This is a genomic window from Buchananella sp. 14KM1171 (genome assembly GCF_041380365.1).
GTDB classification, from domain to species: Bacteria; Actinomycetota; Actinomycetes; order Actinomycetales; family Actinomycetaceae; genus Buchananella; species Buchananella felis.
The window spans coordinates 694,485-716,013 of record NZ_CP159981.1; the positions used below are offsets into that span (position 1 = coordinate 694,485).

Below are 21,529 nucleotides of genomic sequence, written 5' to 3' on the forward strand. Positions count from 1 at the left end.
GCGCGGTGGGGCAGGCTGCCGGGCCGCCCGAGTGGGCGGGCATGAACGAGAACGCCATTCGGCGCTCCTACATGCTGGTGGCCAGCCTGCTGGCGCTACTGCTGGGCCTGCTAGATAACGGGCAGCCCCGCTTCTCCGTGCCCGACCCGTCCTGGCTGGGCTGGGGGACGTGGCTGGTGATCGGCCTCTTTAAGTCGCTCCCCGTGGTGGCGGGGGTGCTCGCCATTTCCGCCACGCTGTTTCGCCGCTCCGGCAGGCTGGACAAAACCCGCAGGCTGGATTCGCACTGGCGCAAGCTGGGCCGGGCGGCGATCTACGCGTGGGCCGGGCTGGGCACGCTGTTGGCCGTGCAGCTCCTGGCGGGCTGGGACCCCTCGGTCACCCTGCTGCCCGAGTTCTTCTCTAGTACCTTCGCGCCGCTGGTGATGCTCACTGCGGCCTGTATGGAGCCGCGCAGCCTCTACTGGCTGCCTGCCGCCGCACCCATCATCCTGGTGGCCACTTACGCCCGTCAGGACGCCTACGGCCTGCAGCCGTGGCAGAGCACGCTGATGATGATCCTGTTCGGGCTGCTGACCTCTTACCTGCTGGCCTGGGTGGTTTACCGGGCGCGCCGGTTGGACGCGGCGGCCGCAGCGTTGTCTCGCACCACCCGAAAGCTGGCGGCCGCGCAGGCTGAGACCGTGGCCAAGCGGAAGGGCGAGGACTTTGTGCACGACGAGATCCTGTCCGTGCTCTCTCTGGTGGGTAAAGGACAGCTGGGCGCAAACGAGGCGGCGCCCCTGGCCACCCGCGCCCGCTCCCAACTCGAGCGTAGCGAGCAGCGCCACTCGATCTACACCGTCTCCCAGGTGCTGGCCGCGCTGCAGGCTGAGATCGGGCAGCACGACGTGCCGATCAACCTGACGAGTTCCGTGCGCACCCAGCAGGAGCTGACCTTTGGGGTGGCGCAGGCATTCATCGCCGCCGCCCAGCAGGCTATTCGCAACTCGGTGGAGCACGCCGGCACGCCGGGGCGCCCCGTGCGCCGGCACGTGAGCCTGGAGGCCGACTCCAAGGGCATGCGCGTGGTGGTGTGGGACGACGGCATCGGCTTCGACCCCGCCCAGGCTTCCCACCGGCACGGCCTGAACAACTCCATCCTGCGCCGCGCCCGGGACGTGGCCATCGAGGTCAAGCTGACCGCCGCCCCCGGACGCGGCACCCGCGTGAGCCTGGAGGTGCCCGCCCCGATCGGGAAGGTGGACATGCCACTGTGGGGCGCGCTGGGCCGCCGCGAGCTGCTGATTGGCGGCCTGGTGGTGCTTGCCCACAGCGCCTTCTGTCTGTTCATCTACTGGGACGGCTTCTCCGTCCCCGCCATCTCTCACCTGTGTCTGACCCTGCTGGCGGGCGCGGTGGCCGTGGCCGCACGCAGGCGCGAGGGACCGATGGGACGGCAGGAGGCCCGCTACTTCGCCGCGCTCCTGGTGGCCACCGACGTGCTGCAGAGCCTGACCATGGTGGCGCTGCCCAACTCCCCCGACTGGGACCACTGGGCCTCCAACGCCGTGACCCTGATGCTGTGCCTCCTGGTGCTGTGGGGACACAGGCGGGTGGCGTGGATGGCGATGGCGATCAATTCCCTGGCGTTGGCCTGGGGTACCCACACGAGCGGGGCCAGTTGGGCCCGATACGCGAACTTCGAGGTGGGGCACATCTCCCAGCTGGCGATCTGGACGCTGCTGGCCGCGGTCACCGAGCACACGGCCCACCAGATCGACGCGCGCATCAGGCAGCACAACGAACTGGAGATGTGGCTGGAGATCGAGCGGCGCAGTCAAGAAAAGCTACAGAAAACCCGGGAGGCCATCTCTAGGCGGATCTCTCCCCTGCTCACCCGCATCGAGGCGGGCCAGGGCGAGCTGCCGGATGTGCGCATGGAGGCAGCCTTGCTGGAGGCCGAGCTGCGCGACGAGCTGCGCGGGGCCTGCTTCAAGGGCTCGCGCGTGCCCGGGGCCGCGCGGCGACTGCGGGCCGCCGGCGCCGAAGTGGTGCTGCTGGACGACTCAGCCGGCAAGCTCTCCGGGGCCGAATGCGACCGCATCGAGGAGGTAGTGGTCCCGGCGCTGCAGGAGCTGGCCGCGCAGATCGAGGCAGAGCGGGCCGGTCAGGCGCAGGCCGCGCAGTGGGGGCCGGCCGGGGCGGCAGCGTCGGCCATGACGGTCACCCCGCAGGGCGCGCGCAAGACCGTGGTGGTGCGCGTGCCGCCGGTCAGCCGCAACCAACTGGTGGTGGTGACAAGCGACGGCCAGGGCGTCCTAACGCTGGAGCGCTAGGTGCCCTGGCCGCCCAAGGGAAGGGTTAGTCAGGAGATGCGCGGGTCCAGCGGCGCCAGGATCTCGCGGGCCTCCAGGAAGCCGAAGATCGCGGCGGCCACCATCTGCACGGCGATGGCGGCCAGCAGCAGGCCGGCGATGCGGGTGATCAGCAGCGTGCCGGCCACGCCCAGGATGCGGTGCACCACGCCCGCAAAGCGCAGGGCCAGGTAGATCAGGATGTGCACCAGGATGATGGCGGCGCCCACGGCCAGCCAGCCGGCGGTGCGGCTGCCGGACTGCTCGATCGCCACCATGGAGGCCACGATGGCACCGGGGCCGGCCAGCAGCGGCGTGCCCAGCGGCACCAGGGCGACGTTAACGGCGCTGTCGCCGGAGTCCTCCTGCTCGCCGGTCTTGCCGGCCAGCAGGTCCAGGGCGATCAAGAGCAGCACCAGGCCACCGGAGAGCTGCAGCGCCGGGACGGTGATCCCGAGGAAGGTGAGGATGTAGCGGCCAAAGAGCACGAAGACCGTGATCACCATGAAGGAGGTGATGGCCGCGACCCGCGCGGCGCGGTGGCGTTCCTTGGCGGGGCGCTTGGCGGTCAGGGCGATGAACACCGGCAGGGTGCCGGCGGGGTCCTGGATGACGAACAGGGTGGCGAACGTCGTCAGGAAGAGGGTGACGTCTACGTACTGCTCCAGCACGGGCGTATTACCTCCAGCTTTCCTTGCTCTTCGAGTCGGGCCAGCACGGCCTCATCCGTCAGGTTCTCACCCAGCCGGTTCGGCTTACCGGTGCCGTGATAGTCACTGGCTCCCGTGATTTCCAGGCCCAGCTCTGCGGCCATCTCCTCCACCTGCCGCCGGGCTAGGGGCGTGTGGTCTCTGTGGTGCGCCTCCAGCCCGAACAGGCCGGCGCGCGCCATGTCTTTGATGACGTCAGAGGGCACTATACGCCCTCTGGCTTGGGCGCGGGGGTGGGCCATGACCGGCACTCCCCCGGCGGCGCGCACCAGCTCCACCGCCTCCACCGGGTGGGGCGAGAAATGGCGCACGTAGTAGGGGCCGTGCGGGTGGAGCACGCGCTCGAAGCAGGCGTCGCGGTGAGGAAAATAACCCGCCGCCACCAGGGCGTCGGCGATGTGGGGGCGGCCCACGGAGGCGCCTGGGCCCACCTGCGCCTGGACCTGCTGCCAGGTGAGGGGGTAGTCGGGGGCGATGAGGTCCACCATCTTGCGGGCGCGCAGGTGGCGCGAGTCGCGGGTGGCGGCGAATACCTCGGTGAGCGCCGGGTCAGCGGGGTCTTGCAGGTAGGCGAGCAGGTGGACGGGGATGCCGTCGAAGGTGCATGAGACCTCCGTGCCGCGCAGCAGGGCCACCCCGGTGGCGTCCACGTGGGCGGCGGCCTCCTCCCACCCGGCGGTGGTGTCGTGGTCCGCGATCCCCACCACGTCCAGGCCCGCTGCGGCCGCGGCGCGCATCAGCCCGGCGGGGGTGTCCGTCCCGTCGGAGCGGTTGGTGTGGGCGTGGGGGTCGATTCTCACCTTCCCAGCCTAGCGGCGCCCGCTCGTGCCGGAGCGGGCGCGGCGGAGCGGCGGGTACTCGCACAGGAGCGGGCGCGGCGGGCATCCGCGTTGGCGGTTGGGCCCCGCCGCTGGCGCCCCGCGCGGGCGGGACGTGGGACCATAGGGGGCATGAGTGAAGAGTCTCGTATCGAAGAAAAGCCGGGCGACGCTCGTTCGCAGCGCCCGTCCAACCAGGCGTTCCGTGACTTCATTGGTTCGCAGTGGGGGCCGCGCCCGGCCGGCCCGAGCGCCGCCAACGAGTCCGCCCCCTTTGCGGCCGCGCGCCGCGAGGCGATCGGCCGCCTCCTGCCGGGGGTGCGCCTGGTGATTCCGGCCGGCCCGCTGAAGGTGCGTAACAACGACTGCGATTACCGCTTCCGCCCGCATTCCGCTTTCTCCCACCTGACGGGCACCGGCCAGGACTTCATGCCGGACGCCGTCTTGGTGCTGGACCCGGTGGCCGACGTTGCCGCCGATGCTCCCGCTGGGCAGGCCGACGGCGGGGCGGCCACGCACACCGCCAAGCTCTACTTCCACCCGCGCGCCTCGCGCTCCAGCGAGGAGTTCTACGCGGACTCCCGTTACGGCGAGCTGTGGGTGGGGGTGCGCCCGTCCCTGGAGGAGGTGGCCACCCTGACGGGGATCGAGTGCGCGCACATCAACACGCTGCCGGACGCGCTGGCTAAGGACGCCGGGGCGGTGCAGTTGGCCGTGGTGGCGGAGACCGACGAGGCGATCAACGCGCTGGTGAACACCGCCCGCCAGGCAGGCGGCATCGAGATCGGTGCCCAGAGCGCGGAGCTGGACGCGCGCCTGGCGCGCGAGCTGTCCGAGCTGCGCCTGATCAAGGACTCCTGGGAGCGCGAGCAGATGCAGTTGGCGGTGGACGCCACCGCCCGTGGTTTTGACGACGTGCTGCGTCAGCTGCCGCGCGCGATCGCCCACCCGCGCGGAGAGCGCGTGATCGAGGGGGCCTTTGGGGCCCGCGCCCGCGAGGACGGCAACGGCTGCGGCTACGACACGATCGCGGCGGCCGGTAACCACGCCAACACGTTGCACTGGATCTCCAACGACGGCCAGGTCAGGCAGGGCGACCTGGTGCTGATCGACGCCGGCGTGGAGGTGGATTCCCTCTACACGGCGGACGTGACCCGCACGATCCCGGTCAACGGCAAGTTCAGCGAGCCGCAGCGCCGCATCTACCAGGCGGTGCTGGACGCCGCCGACGCCTCCTTTGAGCGGGCCAAGCAGCCCGGGGCTAAGTTCAAGGACCTGCACGCCGCCGCGATGGAGGTGCTGGCGGCCCGTCTGTACGAGTGGGGCCTGCTGCCCTGCACCCCGGAGGAGTCCCTCTCCCCGGAGGGCCAGCAGCACCGCCGCTGGATGGCGCACGGCACCTCTCACCACCTGGGGATCGACGTGCACGACTGCGCGCTGGCGCGCCGGGAGATGTACCTGGAGGCGGAGCTGGCCCCGGGCATGTGCTTCACGATCGAGCCGGGCTTGTACTTCCGCGCCGACGACCTGGCGGTGCCGGAGGAGCTGCGCGGCATCGCGGTGCGCATCGAGGACGACATCTTCATGGACGGCCCGGGCCAGCCGGTGCGGCTGAGCGCGGACATTCCGCGCACGGTGGAGGACGTGGAGGCCTGGGTGCAGCGCCTGGCGGGCGCGGGCGCCTAGCGCCCTCCGCCTAGCGAGCCGCAGGCGCCTAGCTCCTAGCGCCCCTGGCTCCTGCCTACTTGCGGGGCAGGAAGGGATCGAATTCCTCCCCGCGAGGCGCCGGGGGCTGGGCCGGTTGGTCGGGCTGGGGCTGCGCGGTAACCTGCGCGGCCCCGCCCGCCGCCTGCTCGGCCGCCGGCTTAGCACCCGGCACGATCGGCTGCCCCGTGGCCGGGTCAACGCGCACCCCAAAGCGCGGCTGCTCGTCGGGCCGCGACCCGAACGGGGTGGGGGCAAGCGGCTCGCTGGGCGCGCTGGGCGCGGGGGCCGCCACGGCAGCGTCGGACACCACGGCATCCCCACCAAAGGCGGCGGGCGACTGCGCGGGCATCGCCAGCAAACCGCCGGCTGGCGCCATGAAACCGCGTGTGCGGGCCAGCAACTCGCGGGCACGGGCAACCTGCTCGGAGGCCAGCACGTCGTAGCGGGCGGCCACCACCTGCTTGGCTGAGGTGAAGTCACGCTTGCCGCCGGAAAGCAGGTAGGGAATCACGCCCGTGAGCAGGCCGAACAGCAGACCCATCATCACGCCCACCGGCATGATCGTGGACAGCGCCGTGCCCGGGTTGAAGATGCCGTAAAACGCCCCCATGAACACGCCCAACCAGATCCCGTTCAGGGCGGAGGACAACGCCACGCGCCCCAGGGTGAGGCGCCCGGTGATGCGCTCGACCATGCTGAGGTCGCTGCCCACGATCGCGGTGGTCTGCACCGGGAAGCCGGAGTCGGCCAGCAGGTCCACGGCGGCCTGGGCGTCCTCGTACTTCTTGTATGAGGCCACCACGGTGCCGCTGGGCAGGGTGGGCAGGTACGGGTTGTTCATGCGTGCCATGTCTCCATCGTGCATTACCTGCGCATGCAGCGCGATCCGCAGCGCGCCCTTTAGGCTATGGGCGTGCGCATTGATATGGCTTCCAAGGTCAGCGGGCGGGTTTTCATTGCCCGTCTCATCGGCACCACGGTATTCGACCCTATTGGCGATCCCGTGGGGCGTGTTCACGACCTGGTGCTGCTGCAACGCGCCACCACGCTGCGCGCGGTCGGCATGGTCATCGAGGTGACCGGCAAGCGCCGCGTTTTCCTGCCCTTCACGCGCATCACGGCGATCCAGCCGGGCGCCGTGGTGACCACCGGGCTGCTCAACATGCGCCGCTTCTCCCAGCGCTCCATCGAGGTCCTGGCGATGGGGCAGCTGATGGACCGCACGGTGACGCTGAAGGACGGCTCCGGCACCGCGGAGATCCAGGACTTGGCGATAGAGAAGGTGCGCGGCCGCGACTGGGAGGTCACCACGCTCTACGTGCAGCGCACCTCCACCTCCACCCTGGGCTTTCGGCGCGGCGAGACGCTGACCGTTCCGGTGACCGCAGTGACTGGGCTGACCACGCAGTCTGCCCATCCGCAGTCCGCCGCCGCGCTGCTGAGCCAATTCGAGGGCATGAAGGCGGCCGACCTGGCCGACGAGCTGCGCGAACTGCCCGAGGCCCGCCGCTTGGAGGTGGCCACGCAGCTGAGCGACGAGCGACTGGCCGACGTCCTGGAGGAGCTGGGCGACGAGGAGGGCGTGGCCATCCTGACCCACCTGAAGGCCTCCCGCGCCGCCGACGTGCTGGACGTGATGCAGCCCGACGACGCCGCCGACCTGGTGGGCGAGCTGCCCGACCAGATGGCCGAGGAGCTGCTGGAGCTGATGGAGCCGGCCGAGGCGGAGGACGTGCGCCGCCTGCTGGAGTACGGCGAGCACACGGCCGGTGGTTTGATGACCACCGAGCCGGTGATCCTGCCGCCGGAGTCCACGGTGGCACACATGCTGGCCTCCGTGCGGCGCCAGGACATCCCGCCGGCGTTGGCGGCGATGGTGATGGTGGTGCGCCCACCGCTGGAGACGCCCACCGGCCGTTTCCTGGGCGTGGTGCACCTGCAGCGCGCGCTGCGCGAGGCACCACACTTGGCGCTCGGCTCGATTCTGGATACGGACATCGACGCGGTGGCGCCCGACGTTGCCATCGGCACCGTGACGCGTCTGATGGCCACCTACAACCTCACCGCGCTGCCGGTGGTGGACGGGGACCAGCGCCTGCTTGGCGCGGTCTCCGTGGACGACGTTTTGGACCACCTGCTGCCCGACGACTGGCGCGAGGCCGACGAGGAGCAGACCGACGAGGCGATGACGAGGCAGGCTGAGAATGGCTGAGCGACTCGATACCCCCAAGCCGCGCCGCAAGCTGCGCCTGCCCCGAATCGATCTGGAGAGCGAGGGGATCGGGCGCGGTGCTGAGGCGATCGCCAAGTTCAGCGGTACCCCGAAGTTCCTGATCTACCTGACGGTGTTTTGCTTGTCCTGGATGGCGTGGAACACGTGGGCGCCCCAGCACCTGCGGTTTGACAGCGCGGACCTGGGCTTCACCGCCCTGACGCTGATGCTGTCCATGCAGGCCTCCTACTCCGCTCCCCTGATCCTGTTGGCCCAGTACCGCCAGGACAACCGCGACCGCGTGATCGCGGAGCAGGACCGCCAGCGCGCCGAGCGCACTCAGGCGGATACCGAGTACCTGACCCGGGAGATTGCCTCCCTGCGCATGGCCATGCAGGACGTGGCTACCCGCGACTTTGTACGCGGCGAGCTGCGCGACCTGCTGGAGGACATCATCGAAACACGCGCCGAGGAGCGGGCCCGGGAGAAGGCGGAGGCCGCCCTGGAGGCCGAGCGCGCCCGTCTAGCCCAGCCGACCGGGCAGGGTGAGCCGGCAGGGCAAGCGGGAGAGTCCGAGGCGGCGGGCGGTGCGGCGTCGGGAGGCGTGAACGCCTGAGCCAGGCACCTGCGCACGCCTGAGCGGAGACGGGTGGCGCGCACGCCTGAGCGGAGCGGGGCCGGGTGTGCACGCCTGAGCGGAGACGGGTGGCGCGCACGCCTGAGCGGAGCGGGGGCGCGGCGTTGGAGTCGGTAACCGGCGCGTCCGCACCCCGCAGTGTTTCAGTTTTGAACGGCCTAGACCTTATGCACTCGACCTAGACCATGCGTAGCGCTCTAAGGTCTAGGTCGAGTGCATAAGGTCTAGGTCGACCGGTTCAGCCCATCGTGGGTCCTGTGCCCGCACCGGCGCGGACGCGCCGGAGGGGGCGGGTTGTCGCCTGGGCGGGGTTTAGTGGCTAAGCTGGCGCTAATGCAGCTAATGCGTTAGCAAAGGGCCGGCGGTTTTCGCCCCTCCAAGTTGCCAGTTTCTGGTCCTTTCACGCCTGAGTAGTTTTGGTGGTGAAACGTGACTAAACGGCAGGTGCGTTTTGTTTACGGTGCAGTCGGGGCCTGCCTGGCCCTGGCGGCCTGCGCTCCGATTGGTGCTAAGGAGGAGTCCGGGCAGGCGCCGCCCGCGCCGGTAGTGACACCGACGTCTGCGCCATCAGTCATGGTCGCTTCGGGTGAAGCGGCTGAGGCTAGCAGTGGTGGTACTGGTGCTGGTGGAGGAAGCGGGGGTGCTGCCGCAGGGGATGTGCAAAAGGACATCTCTACCTGGGCGTTGCCGTTAGACCGCTGGCGGTACCCTCACAATGAGGTGATGGCCGCTGAAATCTGGGAGCGCATGCTGACCAAGTGCATTAACGCTCGGGGCGTTTCATATGTTGCGCGCTGGAACTCGTCTGCTCCTTTCGCTGAGGATACTCCTGGTGGAATCTATGCAGATCGCCTTTTTAATGAATCCATTGCTAGGAAGTATGGTTATCGTCCTGCCCCTGACCCGCAAAATCCGTGGACGGAGGAGCAGCTCCGGGCCGGGGATGGCCTGGTGGGCCAGCCGGAGGTTCGCAAAGCGTGGGATCAGTGCATGCCAACTGCCAACCAGGAGTTCGAAAAGCGATTTGGCGGGCCTCCATTCGATACCTCAAATAACTTTCCCGCCTGGGGAGAGCTGAATCGGATGGGGCCGGATGAGAATAGTCCTGAGGCTGTGGCTGCGGCGCAGCGGTGGCGTGAGTGCATGGCGCCGCTGGGCATTCCTGATCTGCCCGAGCAGCCATTCGCTAAAACTAGATACCACATTCCGGAGACGCTTCAGCAGCGCTTTGATTGGTATCCGGGTGGTCAGCCTGGTGCGGAGGAGATTGAGTTTGCGGTGCACGATGCGCAGTGCCGTGTCTCTTCTGGCTGGGACCAGACCCTTTATGAGGACGAGTGGGCTAAGCAGGAAGCGTTTGTCAACGCCCACCGCGCCGAGCTGGACGCGGCAGCTCAACAATCGGAACAGGATGCCATTAAGCTGCGCGTCTTACTGGCAGAGGTCCAGGCGGAAAAGTAGCCGCTCCCCGGACGTGGTTTGGGTGTCGCCTGGCTCGTGATGCCCGCGCAGGCGGGCGCATCGAGGACGTCAAGCCCGCAGGGCATCCGATGGCTGGATACGCGATGCTCGGAAGGTGGCCAGCAATCCCCCCAGGAAGCCCACCACGATCCCGCCCAGCACACCCAAACCAACCGAGTTGGGGTCCAGCACCGGCTGCCAGCCGCGTGCAATTGTTACTCCCAGGATCGCCACGATGGAGACGTAGGCTCCGATTGCCCCGCCCAGCACACCGATCACTACGGACTCGGCCATGACCAGGGCACGGATGTGACTGCGGCGCGCACCGATAGCCCGGCGTAACCCGAACTCCCCGATCCGTTGGAAGACGGCATTGGTCATCGCGTTGGTAAGGGAAAGCACTGCGGCTAGCAGCGCAACCCCGGTCAGGGTCCAGAGCATTACCGAGAGGTTCGATTCGATCTCCCCGCGCAGGCTACGCGGATCGGGGGGAACCATCACCGCTATGCCGTTCTTGGCGGTGGGAATCCACGCTGCGGGAGCCTGTCTGCCCACCGAGGCGGCAGAGCCGGGCTGCACCCGCAACTCCGCGTTAGCGGAATCGGCTTTTTCGATGGTCGCAGCTTCAGACTCCAGCATCAGCACCGATTCAAGCAACTGCACGTTCAATCCCGCGTCCTCTAGGACACCCACGACTCGCCAGGCTGTCCCGTCTACCCAGAGTGCGGGCGAGGCCTGGAGCGGGCCCATCTGGATGCTCTTGGCCAGGTTGGCACCCACCACCACCTCGCCGGGGCCAAGCTGCTGCCCCGGTTTCAAACCCCTCACCGTCACGATGTCACCAGGCAGCGACCCATCCGTGACACCCACCAACGGGGGTTCAGCCTGAGAAGGAACACCGGGCCGCGTGGAGGCGCTTACTCCTCCCCGCGCCACCCACGTCATGGCGGAGGTGACTCCAGCCAGTTCCCGCAGCCGGTGCAAAGAATCCACAGATCCCGCCCAGTCAAAGTGAGCGCCTTCGTAGTCGAATGGTCCCGCCTGCATCGACACACGCTTGTTCTGGGCAGCGTCGAATATATCCGAGACCTGGTAGCGGGCGCTCAGGGCGAGCCCGTTTGTGGTGATGGCCAGCGCAACTCCCATTGCCACGGCCGCCACCAACCCCCACGTGCGTGAGGCCTTGGACCACAACCCCTGCCAGGCGTCCATGAGCGCGTCTAGCAGACGAACCTGCGAGTCTTTCCCGCTCGCGGGGGCGGTCTGTGCTGCCTCACCAACTGGCGGTGAACCGGGCGCAAGCGCGTGCGCAGACGCGGGCTGCTCGGAGACGTGTCCGTCGAGGACGTGTACCCTCCGCTTGGCGCGGGCGGCCAAAGCCGGGTCATGGGTGACCACGATCAGCGTGGTCCCGGTGGCGTTTAGCCTCTCCAGTGTCTCGATCACCACCTGGCCGCTCTTGCGGTCCAGGTTTCCGGTGGGCTCGTCAGCAACCAGCACGGGTGCCCCGGAAACGATGGCGCGCGCGATCGCCACGCGCTGACGCTCACCACCGGAGAGGGTGTCTACGCGCTGAGCGCTCTTGTGGGATAGCCCAACGAACTCCAGTGCCTCTAACGCTGCCGACTCCCGCTCCTTGGCGCCTATACCGCGATACAGGCTCCCAAGGGCAACATTGGCCAGTACGCTTCGCCCGGGCAACAGGTGAAAAGACTGGAAGATGAAGCCGAAGTTCCGGCTGCGCAACCGGGCGCGCACGTGATCAGGCAGGGTTGTGGTGGCAACGTCGTCCACCAAATAGGTGCCTTGCGTGGGCACGTCCAGCAAAGCGATCTGGTTGAGTAGGGTGGACTTGCCGGAGCCCGAGGGGCCCTCTATGGCCACGTAGTCACCCTGCTCGATCACCAAATCCACATCGGCAAGCGCAACCACGGGGGCTTCGCCCGCAAATGTGCGGCCGACTCCGCGCAGTTCTAGGTGGGTCACTCGAAGTCCACCCGCACCTTGTCACCGGGGGCGATGCCGCCCTCGACCGCGCACAGGCCCGCCACGCACCTGATCTCCCTAATGGCAGTCTGCTCAAAGGCGCCCTGGACCTGCTTGAGCACCCAGGTTCCCCCGGCCACGTCTACCGCGATGGCGCGTTGCGGCACCAGCAGGGCGCCTTTAAGCGGCTCGAAGAAGTCGATGGTGACCAGAGGCGGGTCTCCCTGCGCCCACTCTGCCGGCACGGCCCCGGAGAGCGGGGCGAGTTCCACTACGGTGTTGCTGGAACCGGGTGGCCCCTGCTCGGCGGACTGCTCGTCCGCCTCCTGTTCCTTTATCGAAGCAATCTTCACCGCCAGCTGCTGCTCGCCAACTGCGGCGCTTCCCGTCATTCCCACTTTCAAGCGAGCGGCCTGGCCGGCAGGCATTTGTACCTTGAGATGAACGTCGCTACCACCGACGATGAAGAAGGCGTTCTCCGCAGTCAAGGTTGTTCCGGTGGCGATTGCCTCGCTGACCTGGAGTGGTAGCTCCGGCAGCACCAACAGTTCGCTGGCACGCACCACCACTTCCGTCTTCGTGCTCGCAGGCGCAGGCGGGGCAGCCACTTGGGGAGCTGTGGTTTCCCCCTGCCCGCCCTCGGGATGGGTACTGGCCTTCTCCCCTCCTGACGGTGGATTTCCCACGCCCGGTTGAGGGGCGGGCGCGGGAGCCTCTGCCACCGGTCGGGTCACGGCGGCAGATCCGCGCTGCTGGTACATGTCCTTCACGCAGGCAGCGGTGTAGGGGCCAAACTCTCCCTCCGCGCTGATGTCGTAGCCCAAGGCCTGCAAGGCGCGCTGCAGCTGGCGGACGTCCTCACCCTCATCCCCCTCCGCCATGTCGCGGTAGAACGGGAAAGCCCCCGGAAGCGCGATGAGTGGACGGTCGTTTACCCAGGTGACAACGGAACCGGCTTGAAGTTGCTGGCCAGCGCCCGTTCCCTGAGCGGTAATGACAGCCGCGCCAGCGGGAATGGGGATGGTGAGCTTCTTTTGGGCCGCTCCCGTGACCTCCGCGCGTGCAGTGAGCTGTTCCTTCAAGTCCCCCTTGGCGACCGGCACCACGACTGGTTGGGCCAGTGGGGCCTGCGCGTTGGCCTCTCGTTGCGCAGGCGATTGAAAGCGGGTAGCCAGCATCCACGTGGCCACCACCAGCAACACCGCCACCGCTACCGCCCCCAGGGGCAAAACCCAGCGCTTCAAACTGCTCCTCACTACTTCTCTGCCTGCACCTCTGCCAACAAGGCACGCAGCTTAATGGCATCCTGTTCTGATTGCTGAGCTGCCGCGTCCAGTTCAGCGCGGTGGGCGTTGACAAACGCTTCCTGCTGGGCCCACTCGTCCTCATAAAGGGTTTGGTCCCAGCCAGAAGATACACGGCACTGCGCATCGTGCACCGCGTACTCGATCTCCTCCGCACCAGGCTGGCCACCGGCATACCAATCAAAGCGCTGCTGAAGCGTTTCCGGAATGTGGTATCTAGTTTTATCGAATGGCTGCTCGGGCAGATCAGGAATACCCAGCGGCGCCATGCACTCACGCCAGCGCTGCGCCGCAGCCACAGCCTGCATACTGTCCCGATTCACCCCGACACGGTTTAGGTCAGCTATCCCGGAAAGCCGGTTTGAGACATCAAGCTGTGATTCCCCATATCGGGCTAGAAATTCTTCGCTAGCTGGTTCCATGCACTTTTTCCACTCATCCCGAAGTGAGGAATTGCCTGCAAAGCCATCCCCTGCCCGCTGCTGTTCCTCGGTCCAGGGATTCTGTGGATTGGGGGCGGGGCGATAACCGTACTTCTGGGCGATTCTCACGTTGAAGAGCCGATCGGCCAGCTTGCCTGTAGGTGCATCTTCTGGGAAAGGCGCAGAGGAATCACGATTCACTTTTCGCTCTGTGATTCCGTTACTCCACATGCACTTGACCACCATGCGTTCCCAGATCTCCAGGGACATTGCGTGGTTACTCGGGTAGAGCCAGCGGTCTAACGGCAGCGCCCGGGTGGAGATGTCCTTTTGCACATCCCCTGCGACAGCACCCCCGCTTCCTCCACCAGCACCAGTACCACCACTGTTAGCCTCAGCCGCCTGAGCCGAAGCGACTATGACTGATGGTGCAGACGTCGGTGTCACTACCGGTGCGGGCGGCGCCTGCCCGGACTCATCCTGCCCACCAATCGGAGCGCAGGCCGCCAGGGCCAGGCAGGCCCCGACTGCACCGTAAACAAAACGCACGTGCCGTTTAGTCACGTTTCACCACCAAAACTACTCAGGCGTGAAAGGACCAGAAACTGGCAACTTGGAGGGGCGTGAACCGCCGGCCCTTTGCTAACGCATTAGCTGCATTAGCGCCAGCTTAGCCACTAAACCCCGCCCAGGCAACCACCCGCCCCCACCGGCGCGCCCGCGCCCCGCAGTGTTTCAGTTTTGAACGGCCTAGACCTTGTGCATTCGACCTAGACCATGCGTAGTGCTCTAAGGTCTAGGTCGAATGCACAAGGTCTAGGTCGACCGGTTTAGCCCATCGTGGGTCCTGTGCGCGCACCTGAGCCCGGCACCTGCGCGCGTCACTGGAGTCCGGCACCGACGCACGTCGCTGGAGTCCGGCGCGCTATTCCCTCACAACCCGCCCCGGCAGGGCCACTGCTCGCGCGCCCCCGATGGCACCACTGCTCGCGCGCACCCCGCCCCAGTGGCGCCACTGCTCGCGCGGGCGGGATTTGCGCCGGGCGGCTGGCGGCGACGTCGGCCACCCGCCCGGGTAAAATCGCTGTCCATGAGTGAAAACGCCCTCCTGGAGGCAATCCACGCCGCCCTGGCCACGGTCATCGACCCCGAGATCCGCAGGCCAATCACGGAACTGGGCATGGTGGACAACGTGGAGGTGGACGGCGCGGGCATCGCGACTGTCCACATCCTGCTGACCACCGCCGGCTGCCCGTTGCGGGACAAGATCAGCAAGGACGTCGCCGCTGCGGTCGGCGCGGTGGAGGGCATCGAGGCCGTCGACGTGCGCATGGGCGTCATGAACGACGAACAGAAAAGCGAACTGCGCTCCAAACTGACCGGCGGAGCACCAGAGCCGGAGATCCCGTTCACCAAGCCGGGCAACCTGACGCGCATCTACGCGGTCACCTCCGGCAAGGGCGGGGTGGGCAAGTCCACCGTCACCTCCAACCTGGCGGCCGCGATGGCCAAGCAGGGATTGAAGGTGGGCGTGGTGGACGCTGACATCTACGGGTTTTCCATCCCGCGCATGCTGGGCGTGGGCCACCCGCCCACCAAGGTTGACACCGCGATCATCCCGCCGGTGGCGAAGGACGTGAAGGTCATCTCGATCGGTATGTTCGTGCCGGACGGCCAGCCGGTGGTGTGGCGCGGCCCCATGCTGCACCGCGCGATCGGGCAGTTCCTGGGCGACGTGCACTGGGGTGACCTGGACGTGCTGCTGCTGGACCTGCCCCCGGGGACCGGCGACGTGGCCATCTCTATCGCCCAGTACCTGCCCAACGCGGAGATCCTGGTGGTGACCACCCCGCAGCTCGCGGCCGCCGAGGTGGCCGAGCGCGCCGGCTCCATCGCCGCCCAGACCCGCCAGCGCGTGGTGGGCGTGGTGGAGAACATGAGCTACCTGGAGCAGGAGGACGGCACGCGCCTGGAGATCTTCGGGGCCGGCGGCGGCCAGGCCGTCTCCGAGCACCTGAGCGAGCAGCTTGGCTACGAAGTGCCGCTGCTGGCGCAGATTCCTTTGTCCGTTGATTTGCGCCGCTCCGGTGACCTGGGTGACCCCCTGGCCGGTCAGGACGCCGACGACGCTGCCGCCGCCGCCCTGCGAGACGTGGCCGCAACGCTGGGCAAGCGGGCGCGGGGACTGTCCGGCCGCCCGCTTGGCGTTACCCCGCTGCGTTAGTAGAAAGGCAGCCGAAAGTGGATAAGTCCCAGTCGTGGACCTACACGGAAGAATTCGTCACGGAGGACGAGGCGATCGCTGCGGGCCGCGTGAGCGCCCACGAGCTGGGCGCCCCGACCATCTCCCCCGGCACCGGCGCGGCCCTGCGCCTGCTGGTGGCTGCCGGGGGCGCCAAGGCGGTGCTAGAAATCGGCACCGGCACGGGCGTGGGTTCCCTGTGGCTGCTGGCGGGCATGCCCGCCGACGGTGTGCTCACCTCCATCGACCCGGAGGCGGAGTTCCACAAGGCCGCCAAGAAGGTCCTGGCCACCGCCGGCTACCCGGCCACGCGACTGCGCCTGATCTGCGGGCAGCCGCTGGACGTGCTGCCGCGCATGGCCTCGCGTGCCTACGACGCGGTGGTGATCGACGCCTCCGTGGGTGACCACGCCGAGCACCTGGAGCACGCCAGGCGCCTGCTGCGCCCCGGCGGCCTGGTGTGTTTTGTGCACGCCCTTGCCGGGGATGCGGTGGCCGACCCGGCGCGCCGCGACGCGACCACCGTGGCCGCCCGCGAGCTGGGGCGCCACCTGCGGGACGACCAGGACTTCCTGACCACCCTGCTGCCGGTGGGCGACGGCCTGTTGGCGGCCGTGCGGCGCTAGCTGCACGGGCGAAAAGACTGGGAGGGGCGGCCGGCGGCCGCCCCTCCCAGTCTCTTGGTGAAGCTCAGTTGACGCCCTGCAGGCAGGTGGCCAGCTCCTTGGCCTCGTCAGCGGAGAGCTCTACCACCAGGCGGCCTCCGCCTTCCAGCGGAACACGCATGACGATGCTGCGTCCTTCCTTGGTTACCTCAAGCGGACCATCACCGGTGCGCGGCTTCATCGCTGCCATGGGTTCTCCTTGCGTTTGCTACGGCGCTGAATAAACGCTGTAGCCATTCTAGTTGGTGATTCCCCAAAGCGCCGCTTACCAGCGGCCCGTTGCGGATAACGCCCGTAGGATGGCCCCGAACAGGGAGGTAGCACCATGATGTTGTCCAAGAAGACCACCTACCACAAGGGCCCAACGCTGCTGCGCGGCCCGCACATTCCCAGTGAGACCACGGATGCTCGCCTCCTTGCCTCTGCGGACGACACCGATTGGCTCCACAAGGACCCGTGGCGGGTGATGCGGATCCAGGCCGAGTTCGTGGAAGGCTTCGGGGCGCTGGCGGAGCTGGGCCCGGCGATCTCCATCTTCGGTTCGGCCCGCACCGGCCCGGGCACGCCCGAGTATCAGATGGGCGAGCGAACCGCCGCCCTGCTGGTGGAGCGCGGCTTTGCGGTGATTACCGGCGGCGGGCCGGGCGTCATGGAGGCCGGCAACAAGGGCGCCGCCCAGGCCGGTGGCACCTCCGTGGGCCTGGGAATCGAACTTCCCTTCGAGCAGGGTCTGAACGACTACGTCAACCTGGGCATCAACTTCCGCTACTTCTTTGCCCGCAAGACCATGTTCGTGAAATACGCCCAGGGCTTCGTGTGCCTGCCGGGCGGGTTTGGCACCCTGGACGAGCTCTTCGAGGCGCTCACCCTGGTGCAGACCCACAAGGTGCGCTCCTTCCCCCTGGCGTTGATCGACTCCAGCTACTGGGGCGGCCTGCTGGACTGGATCCGGGAGACGATGGTGGGGCGCGGCACCATCTCCGCCTCAGACCTGGACCTGATCCGACTGGTGGACACCCCCGAGGAGGCGGTGGACTTCGTGGTCTCCCGCGTGCACGACCTGGCAAACGGGGACGCGAACGCCTAGCGGGGTCTCTCAGGCACTCACAATCCCCAGCGTGACCAGTGCACATGGCCCCCACCCGCACATTGCGATAGATTCGCCGAAGGCCTCTAGACGGAATATGCCGACCGGGGAGGCTGCACGTCAGCCACTGGAGGTTCTCGTTGGGTACACGTCCCTCTGATTGGAGTGCTCTGGGGTTGGGTGGTGATCCGACTTCGGGGGATCCGGTGGTGGTGCGTGATGGCGCTACCCGGTATCGGGGTGTGGCTGATGCGATCAAGCGTTGCGCCGACAGCCTGCGGGCGCTGGAGGCGGGGGCGAGTTCGCGGGCTGAGAGTGTCACGGCGCTGCTGGAGCAGCGTGACACCCTGGTGGACGGGATTGGTAGAGCAGAGGGGCGTTATCGCGCGGCCGGGGACGCACTGGAGACGTATTCGGCGGCGCTGGACCGGGTACAGACCGACACGCTGAATGCTTTGTATGCGGCCAGGCAGGCCACGTGGGAACGCGATGAGGCCCGCGACAACCAGCACTACTACCAAGACCTGGCCGACGACTACGCGAATACCGACGACGACAGCGGCTATGGGCATGACCAGCAGGTGCGTTACACGCGGCTAGCTAATAGTGCTGGACAGGAGGCGGCGGCCGCACAGGAGCGGATTGATAACCAAGTCCAGGTGGCCCAAAACGCCGTCCAGGAGCGTGACCAAGCCGCCCAGACAGCTATTGACGCCATCCAGCGGGCAACCACCACCGATGGGCTCAATGATGGCCGGTGGGAGGACTACGGCGCCAAGATCCTGGGCTGGATCGCAGACCTAGCTCAGGCAATCGCCCAGTTCGCTGGGATCCTGGCCATGGCCCTGTGCTGGATCCCCGTACTAGGCCCAGCACTAGCAGTCATCGCCGCAATCGCGGGCATCGTAGAAGCCGTAGCGAACATCGGCCTAGCCATCGGCGGTGAGAAGAGCTGGGGCGAAGCCCTCCTCTCCGTGGGCTTCGCCGCCCTAGGCTGCATCGGTCTAGGCGGACTACGCGGCGCAGTCTCCTCACTCAAGGCCCTGAAGAACTTTGGTGGGGCACTCAAAACTGCTGGTGGACTGAAGGGCGCGTTCTTAACCTTCGCCAAAAGCACCATCCCACCCGGTGCGCGCGACGCATTGCTGAAGTTCGGGCAGCGCTTACGCATCGCCGCCAACAGGAAGAACCTCTACGTCAAAGGCAAGACCCTCCAACCAGGAACCAAGGGCCGAGACCTCCTAGCATCAAAATCCCCCTACGGACGCCGGTTCGGCAGACGGATCAAGAACTCGCAAGAGTGGGAACTACTCTATAGAACGGGCCCCGACTTGAACGATGTTGCCTGGCCAAACCCATGCTTCATAGAAGGCAGCAAGCGCTCATTCAACGTAGACGAGTACATCAGACGCTACGGAGACACGATCGACCGGATCGGAGGAGGTACCGGCAAATGGTTTTCCCCAGTAGAGAAGGGAAGAGTATTTAGCTTTGAGGCGCGCGCCGTACCGCGCTACCATCTGGAATACGAATACAATCAGATACGCCTCGTAGAGGCCCCCAAGGATTGGACTATCGAAGTTTCAGTCGCCACACCAGGCTTCGGCCAACCTGGCGGCGCCCTACAGATTCAGTTCATCTCGAAAGGAAGAGAGGTATCCTTCGCAGAACTCCTAGACAAATCAAGGAGCACAGTATGGTGACATTCGCACTGACTAACACCTTCCTCCGTTTTTTGCAATCACTCACTCCAGACACCACCATTGTGGAATATGAGAGCGGATACGGAATTTCCCACAGGTTCGGCGTCTCCACGCGCATAACATTGCATGAAGGCGAGTACCAGGTCGGCACGATTGAAAGAAGTAGCGACCCCGACTACACACTATTCACACCTAATCTGGACCTAGCAGAAAAGTACCTAGTTTCACTCATAGGGGCACGGCATAGATTTAGGCACAACCTCTCCCCATTCGACTCAATCAACATGAGACGAAACAGGAAAACTGGATACGACTACCGCCAAATCGACGCCGATTACTCGTCGCTCATATCACCAGATGGCGAAATCGTTCCCGCCAAGATTAGAACATCCGTCAGCCTCGGCGATTTGAACGCCTTCTCATACATTGTCAACGAATCCATAGAAGACGTCATAAGCTCTTATCTGGACCGCTACGGCCGCCCGCTCTTCAACGAATTCCTGGCCCGCGACTCACACTACTATTAAGCGCACAATTTCAAGCGCACGACCACCGGCTCATTACAGGCGAGAAGATCTCATCCCAGCTACGCGAACACTTACTGGCAACACAGCATTTCTAATACACGATGGGTCAGGTAATCCGGCAGGGCCCCAACTGCCAAATCAGTCCTCCACCACGCGGGCGGCCTCCACTATCGAGCCGGACAGGGACGGGTAGACGTTGATCATGCCCGCCAAGTCGGCGGCCGTCAGGTGCTGCTTTACCGCGAGTGCCACGGGCAGGATCAGTTCGCTGGCGCGCGGCCCCACGATCACCCCGCCCACAACCAGGCCATCGCGGCGAGAGATGACCAGCTTCAGGAAGCCGGTCTGGATGCCGAGCATCTTGGCACGCGGATTGCGCGGCAGCGGCAGCCGGGAGATGAAGCAGTCCAGCCCCTGTTCGTGGACCTGCTGGGGCTGCACGCCCACGGTGGCGATCTCCGGGGCGGTGAACACGGTGGCGGCAACGTCCCCGGTGTCCAGCGGGGCGACCGCGTCACCCAGCGCGTGCCACATGGCGATGCGCCCCTGCATGGCCGCCACCGACGCCAAGGGCAGCACCCCGGTGCAGTCCCCGGCGGCGTAGACGCGAAAGGCGGTGGTGCGCGATACCCGATCCACCTGGATGTGCCCGGACGGGCTCAGCTCCACCCCGGCGTTCTCCAGGCCCAGCCGGGAGGTGTTGGGTACGGCTCCCACGGCCACCAGGCAGTGGGAGCCGGGCAGCACCCGCCCATCCTCGAGCCGCACGGCCACGCCCTCCCCGTCCTCGGTCAGTTCCACCGCCACCGCCCGGGCGGAGGTGACCACCTGCATCCCGCGCTCGCGCAGCTCCTGCTCGATCAGCGCGGCGGCCTCCGGTTCCTGCCCCGGCAGCACGCCGGGCCGGGAGCTCACCAGCGTCACGCGGGCCCCCAGTAGTTGGTAGGCGCTGGCCAGTTCCACGCCGGTCACGCCGGAACCGATCACCACCAGGTGCTCGGGCATCTCCTCCAGGTTGTAGAGCTGCGCCCAGGTCAGGATGCGCTTGCCGTCGGGCCGCCCGGCGGGCAGCTCGCGGGGCCTGGCCCCCACGGCCAGCAGCACGAACTCGGCCTCGCAGTCCAGGTAGCCGCCGTCGGGCAGGGTGGCGCGCACCGTGCGCAGCCCGCCCTCCCCCGTCGCTGGCAGCAGCGCGCCGCGCCCGTGCAGCACCCGCACCCCGGCTCGCTGCAGCGTAGCCTCGATGTCCGCAGACTGCTCCAGCGCCAGCGCCCGCACCCGCTCATTCAGCGCGCGCAGGTCCACATTCGCCACCGGTTGGGCCGACCCGGCCTGCGCTTTGCCGGCCTCGTTGGGCGCGGCGGCGCGCGCGGCAACGTCGTCCATCCCGGGCGCGGCGGGAGTAGCGGCGTGCGCAAACCGCAGGCCCAGGTGGGCGGCGCGTTCTGCGATGGTGAGCCACTCGGCGGTGGCGATGAGGGTCTTGGAGGGAACCACGTCGGTCAAGACTGCCGCGCCTCCCAGGCCGCGTTCCTCGATCAGGGTGACGCTGGCCCCCAGGCGGGCGGCGGTCAAAGCGGCCTCGTAGCCGCCGGGCCCACCGCCCACGATCACGACGCGCGAGCCACGTCGGGTGGAGGAGGGGCGGGGAGAATCCGGGGCGGGGGCGACGTTGCTCATGCACGCATTGTGCCGCCAGGGCGCGCTCGGCG

Annotated in this window: 18 protein-coding genes; 10 read left to right on the forward strand and 8 right to left on the reverse strand. The window is 67.1% G+C overall.

Annotated features, from left to right (window positions below; genetic code table 11):
- Window positions 1-41: 41 nt before the first annotated feature.
- Entirely contained in the window at window positions 42-2,318 is a 2,277-nt protein-coding gene (locus tag ABYF38_RS02725; RefSeq protein ID WP_371152594.1) for an ATP-binding protein, read from the forward strand.
- A gap of 29 nt (window positions 2,319-2,347) precedes the next feature.
- Here ABYF38_RS02725 and ABYF38_RS02730 read toward each other — a convergent pair whose 3' ends face one another.
- Together ABYF38_RS02730 and ABYF38_RS02735 are read right to left on the reverse strand one after the other, a co-directional pair.
- The gene (locus tag ABYF38_RS02730) at window positions 2,348-3,007 is read right to left on the reverse strand and encodes a MarC family protein (RefSeq protein ID WP_371152596.1); all 660 of its coding nucleotides are present in this window, start codon (window positions 3,005-3,007) and stop codon (window positions 2,348-2,350) included.
- Window positions 2,989-3,846: a PHP domain-containing protein gene (locus ABYF38_RS02735; protein ID WP_371152597.1), complete on the reverse strand. Its 858-nt coding sequence runs from the start codon at window positions 3,844-3,846 to the stop codon at window positions 2,989-2,991. The genes ABYF38_RS02730 and ABYF38_RS02735 overlap by 19 nt, the downstream gene beginning before the upstream one ends.
- Window positions 3,847-3,996: 150 nt before the next feature.
- Between ABYF38_RS02735 and ABYF38_RS02740 the strand changes: the two genes are divergently transcribed.
- Window positions 3,997-5,550 (forward strand): aminopeptidase P family protein, encoded by a 1,554-nt coding sequence (locus ABYF38_RS02740; RefSeq protein WP_371152598.1) that lies wholly within the window; start codon window positions 3,997-3,999, stop codon window positions 5,548-5,550.
- A 55-nt stretch (window positions 5,551-5,605) separates the two neighbouring features.
- On the opposite strand, the gene ABYF38_RS02745 is transcribed toward ABYF38_RS02740, so the two are convergent.
- Entirely contained in the window at window positions 5,606-6,421 is an 816-nt protein-coding gene (locus ABYF38_RS02745; protein WP_371152600.1) for a general stress protein, read from the reverse strand.
- A gap of 75 nt (window positions 6,422-6,496) precedes the next feature.
- On the opposite strand from ABYF38_RS02745, the gene ABYF38_RS02750 reads away from it, so the two are divergent.
- The 3 genes from ABYF38_RS02750 to ABYF38_RS02760 all read left to right on the forward strand — a co-directional run bounded on the left by ABYF38_RS02750 (window position 6,497) and on the right by ABYF38_RS02760 (window position 9,881).
- Window positions 6,497-7,783, forward strand: a complete 1,287-nt coding sequence (locus ABYF38_RS02750; protein WP_371152983.1) for a magnesium transporter MgtE N-terminal domain-containing protein — start codon at window positions 6,497-6,499, stop codon at window positions 7,781-7,783.
- Window positions 7,776-8,399 carry a DUF1003 domain-containing protein gene (locus ABYF38_RS02755; protein ID WP_371152602.1) on the forward strand — a complete coding sequence of 208 codons (624 nt, stop codon included), beginning with the start codon at window positions 7,776-7,778 and terminating at the stop codon, window positions 8,397-8,399. The genes ABYF38_RS02750 and ABYF38_RS02755 overlap by 8 nt, the downstream gene beginning before the upstream one ends.
- 744 nt (window positions 8,400-9,143) lie before the next feature.
- A complete protein-coding gene (locus tag ABYF38_RS02760) occupies window positions 9,144-9,881 on the forward strand; it encodes a hypothetical protein (RefSeq protein WP_371152603.1) in 738 nt (245 codons plus the stop codon).
- Window positions 9,882-9,950: 69 nt separating this feature from the next.
- Here ABYF38_RS02760 and ABYF38_RS02765 read toward each other — a convergent pair whose 3' ends face one another.
- The 3 genes from ABYF38_RS02765 to ABYF38_RS02775 are packed head-to-tail and all read right to left on the reverse strand — an operon-like array spanning window position 9,951 to window position 13,929.
- Complete coding sequence (locus tag ABYF38_RS02765) at window positions 9,951-11,867, reverse strand: ATP-binding cassette domain-containing protein (RefSeq protein WP_371152604.1); 1,917 nt, start codon at window positions 11,865-11,867, stop codon at window positions 9,951-9,953.
- Entirely contained in the window at window positions 11,864-13,123 is a 1,260-nt protein-coding gene (locus ABYF38_RS02770; protein ID WP_371152605.1) for a peptidoglycan-binding domain-containing protein, read from the reverse strand. The genes ABYF38_RS02765 and ABYF38_RS02770 overlap by 4 nt, the downstream gene beginning before the upstream one ends.
- Window positions 13,123-13,929 carry a hypothetical protein gene (locus tag ABYF38_RS02775; protein WP_371152606.1) on the reverse strand — a complete coding sequence of 269 codons (807 nt, stop codon included), beginning with the start codon at window positions 13,927-13,929 and terminating at the stop codon, window positions 13,123-13,125. The genes ABYF38_RS02770 and ABYF38_RS02775 overlap by 1 nt, the downstream gene beginning before the upstream one ends.
- A 754-nt stretch (window positions 13,930-14,683) precedes the next feature.
- Between ABYF38_RS02775 and ABYF38_RS02780 the strand changes: the two genes are divergently transcribed.
- A complete protein-coding gene (locus tag ABYF38_RS02780) occupies window positions 14,684-15,817 on the forward strand; it encodes an Mrp/NBP35 family ATP-binding protein (RefSeq protein WP_371152607.1) in 1,134 nt (377 codons plus the stop codon).
- Window positions 15,818-15,834: 17 nt separating this feature from the next.
- On the forward strand, window positions 15,835-16,461 hold the full coding sequence (locus ABYF38_RS02785) for an O-methyltransferase (protein WP_371152608.1): 627 nt from the start codon (window positions 15,835-15,837) through the stop codon (window positions 16,459-16,461).
- 64 nt (window positions 16,462-16,525) lie between these two features.
- Here ABYF38_RS02785 and ABYF38_RS02790 read toward each other — a convergent pair whose 3' ends face one another.
- The gene (locus ABYF38_RS02790; RefSeq protein ID WP_371152609.1) at window positions 16,526-16,690 is read right to left on the reverse strand and encodes a DUF3117 domain-containing protein; all 165 of its coding nucleotides are present in this window, start codon (window positions 16,688-16,690) and stop codon (window positions 16,526-16,528) included.
- 135 nt (window positions 16,691-16,825) lie between these two features.
- On the opposite strand from ABYF38_RS02790, the gene ABYF38_RS02795 reads away from it, so the two are divergent.
- From ABYF38_RS02795 to ABYF38_RS02805, 3 genes are all read left to right on the forward strand, one after another.
- On the forward strand, window positions 16,826-17,587 hold the full coding sequence (locus ABYF38_RS02795) for a TIGR00730 family Rossman fold protein (RefSeq protein ID WP_371152610.1): 762 nt from the start codon (window positions 16,826-16,828) through the stop codon (window positions 17,585-17,587).
- A 242-nt stretch (window positions 17,588-17,829) separates the two neighbouring features.
- Complete coding sequence (locus ABYF38_RS02800) at window positions 17,830-19,290, forward strand: glycohydrolase toxin TNT-related protein (RefSeq protein WP_371152611.1); 1,461 nt, start codon at window positions 17,830-17,832, stop codon at window positions 19,288-19,290.
- Entirely contained in the window at window positions 19,284-19,817 is a 534-nt protein-coding gene (locus tag ABYF38_RS02805) for an Imm61 family immunity protein (RefSeq protein WP_371152612.1), read from the forward strand. Before ABYF38_RS02800 ends, ABYF38_RS02805 begins: the two co-directional genes overlap by 7 nt.
- A 138-nt stretch (window positions 19,818-19,955) precedes the next feature.
- Here ABYF38_RS02805 and ABYF38_RS02810 read toward each other — a convergent pair whose 3' ends face one another.
- Window positions 19,956-21,497, reverse strand: coding sequence for an NAD(P)H-quinone dehydrogenase (locus tag ABYF38_RS02810; protein WP_371152613.1), 1,542 nt, complete (start codon window positions 21,495-21,497; stop codon window positions 19,956-19,958).
- Between the last annotated feature and the right edge of the window lie 32 nt (window positions 21,498-21,529).

What these genes read in the sequence shown, in the direction of transcription:
- ABYF38_RS02755 (WP_371152602.1), top strand. Translation starts at nt 7,776, where the DNA reads ATGGCTGAGCGACTCGATACCCCCAAGCCGCGCCGCAAGCTGCGCCTG.
- ABYF38_RS02780 (WP_371152607.1), top strand. Translation starts at nt 14,684, where the DNA reads ATGAGTGAAAACGCCCTCCTGGAGGCAATCCACGCCGCCCTGGCCACG.
- ABYF38_RS02760 (WP_371152603.1), top strand. Translation starts at nt 9,144, where the DNA reads ATGGCCGCTGAAATCTGGGAGCGCATGCTGACCAAGTGCATTAACGCT.
- ABYF38_RS02795 (WP_371152610.1), top strand. Translation starts at nt 16,826, where the DNA reads ATGATGTTGTCCAAGAAGACCACCTACCACAAGGGCCCAACGCTGCTG.
- ABYF38_RS02740 (WP_371152598.1), top strand. Translation starts at nt 3,997, where the DNA reads ATGAGTGAAGAGTCTCGTATCGAAGAAAAGCCGGGCGACGCTCGTTCG.
- ABYF38_RS02805 (WP_371152612.1), top strand. Translation starts at nt 19,284, where the DNA reads ATGGTGACATTCGCACTGACTAACACCTTCCTCCGTTTTTTGCAATCA.
- ABYF38_RS02725 (WP_371152594.1), top strand. Translation starts at nt 42, where the DNA reads ATGAACGAGAACGCCATTCGGCGCTCCTACATGCTGGTGGCCAGCCTG.
- ABYF38_RS02810 (WP_371152613.1), bottom strand. Translation starts at nt 21,497, where the DNA reads ATGAGCAACGTCGCCCCCGCCCCGGATTCTCCCCGCCCCTCCTCCACC.
- ABYF38_RS02750 (WP_371152983.1), top strand. Translation starts at nt 6,497, where the DNA reads ATGGCTTCCAAGGTCAGCGGGCGGGTTTTCATTGCCCGTCTCATCGGC.
- ABYF38_RS02745 (WP_371152600.1), bottom strand. Translation starts at nt 6,421, where the DNA reads ATGGCACGCATGAACAACCCGTACCTGCCCACCCTGCCCAGCGGCACC.
- ABYF38_RS02790 (WP_371152609.1), bottom strand. Translation starts at nt 16,690, where the DNA reads ATGGCAGCGATGAAGCCGCGCACCGGTGATGGTCCGCTTGAGGTAACC.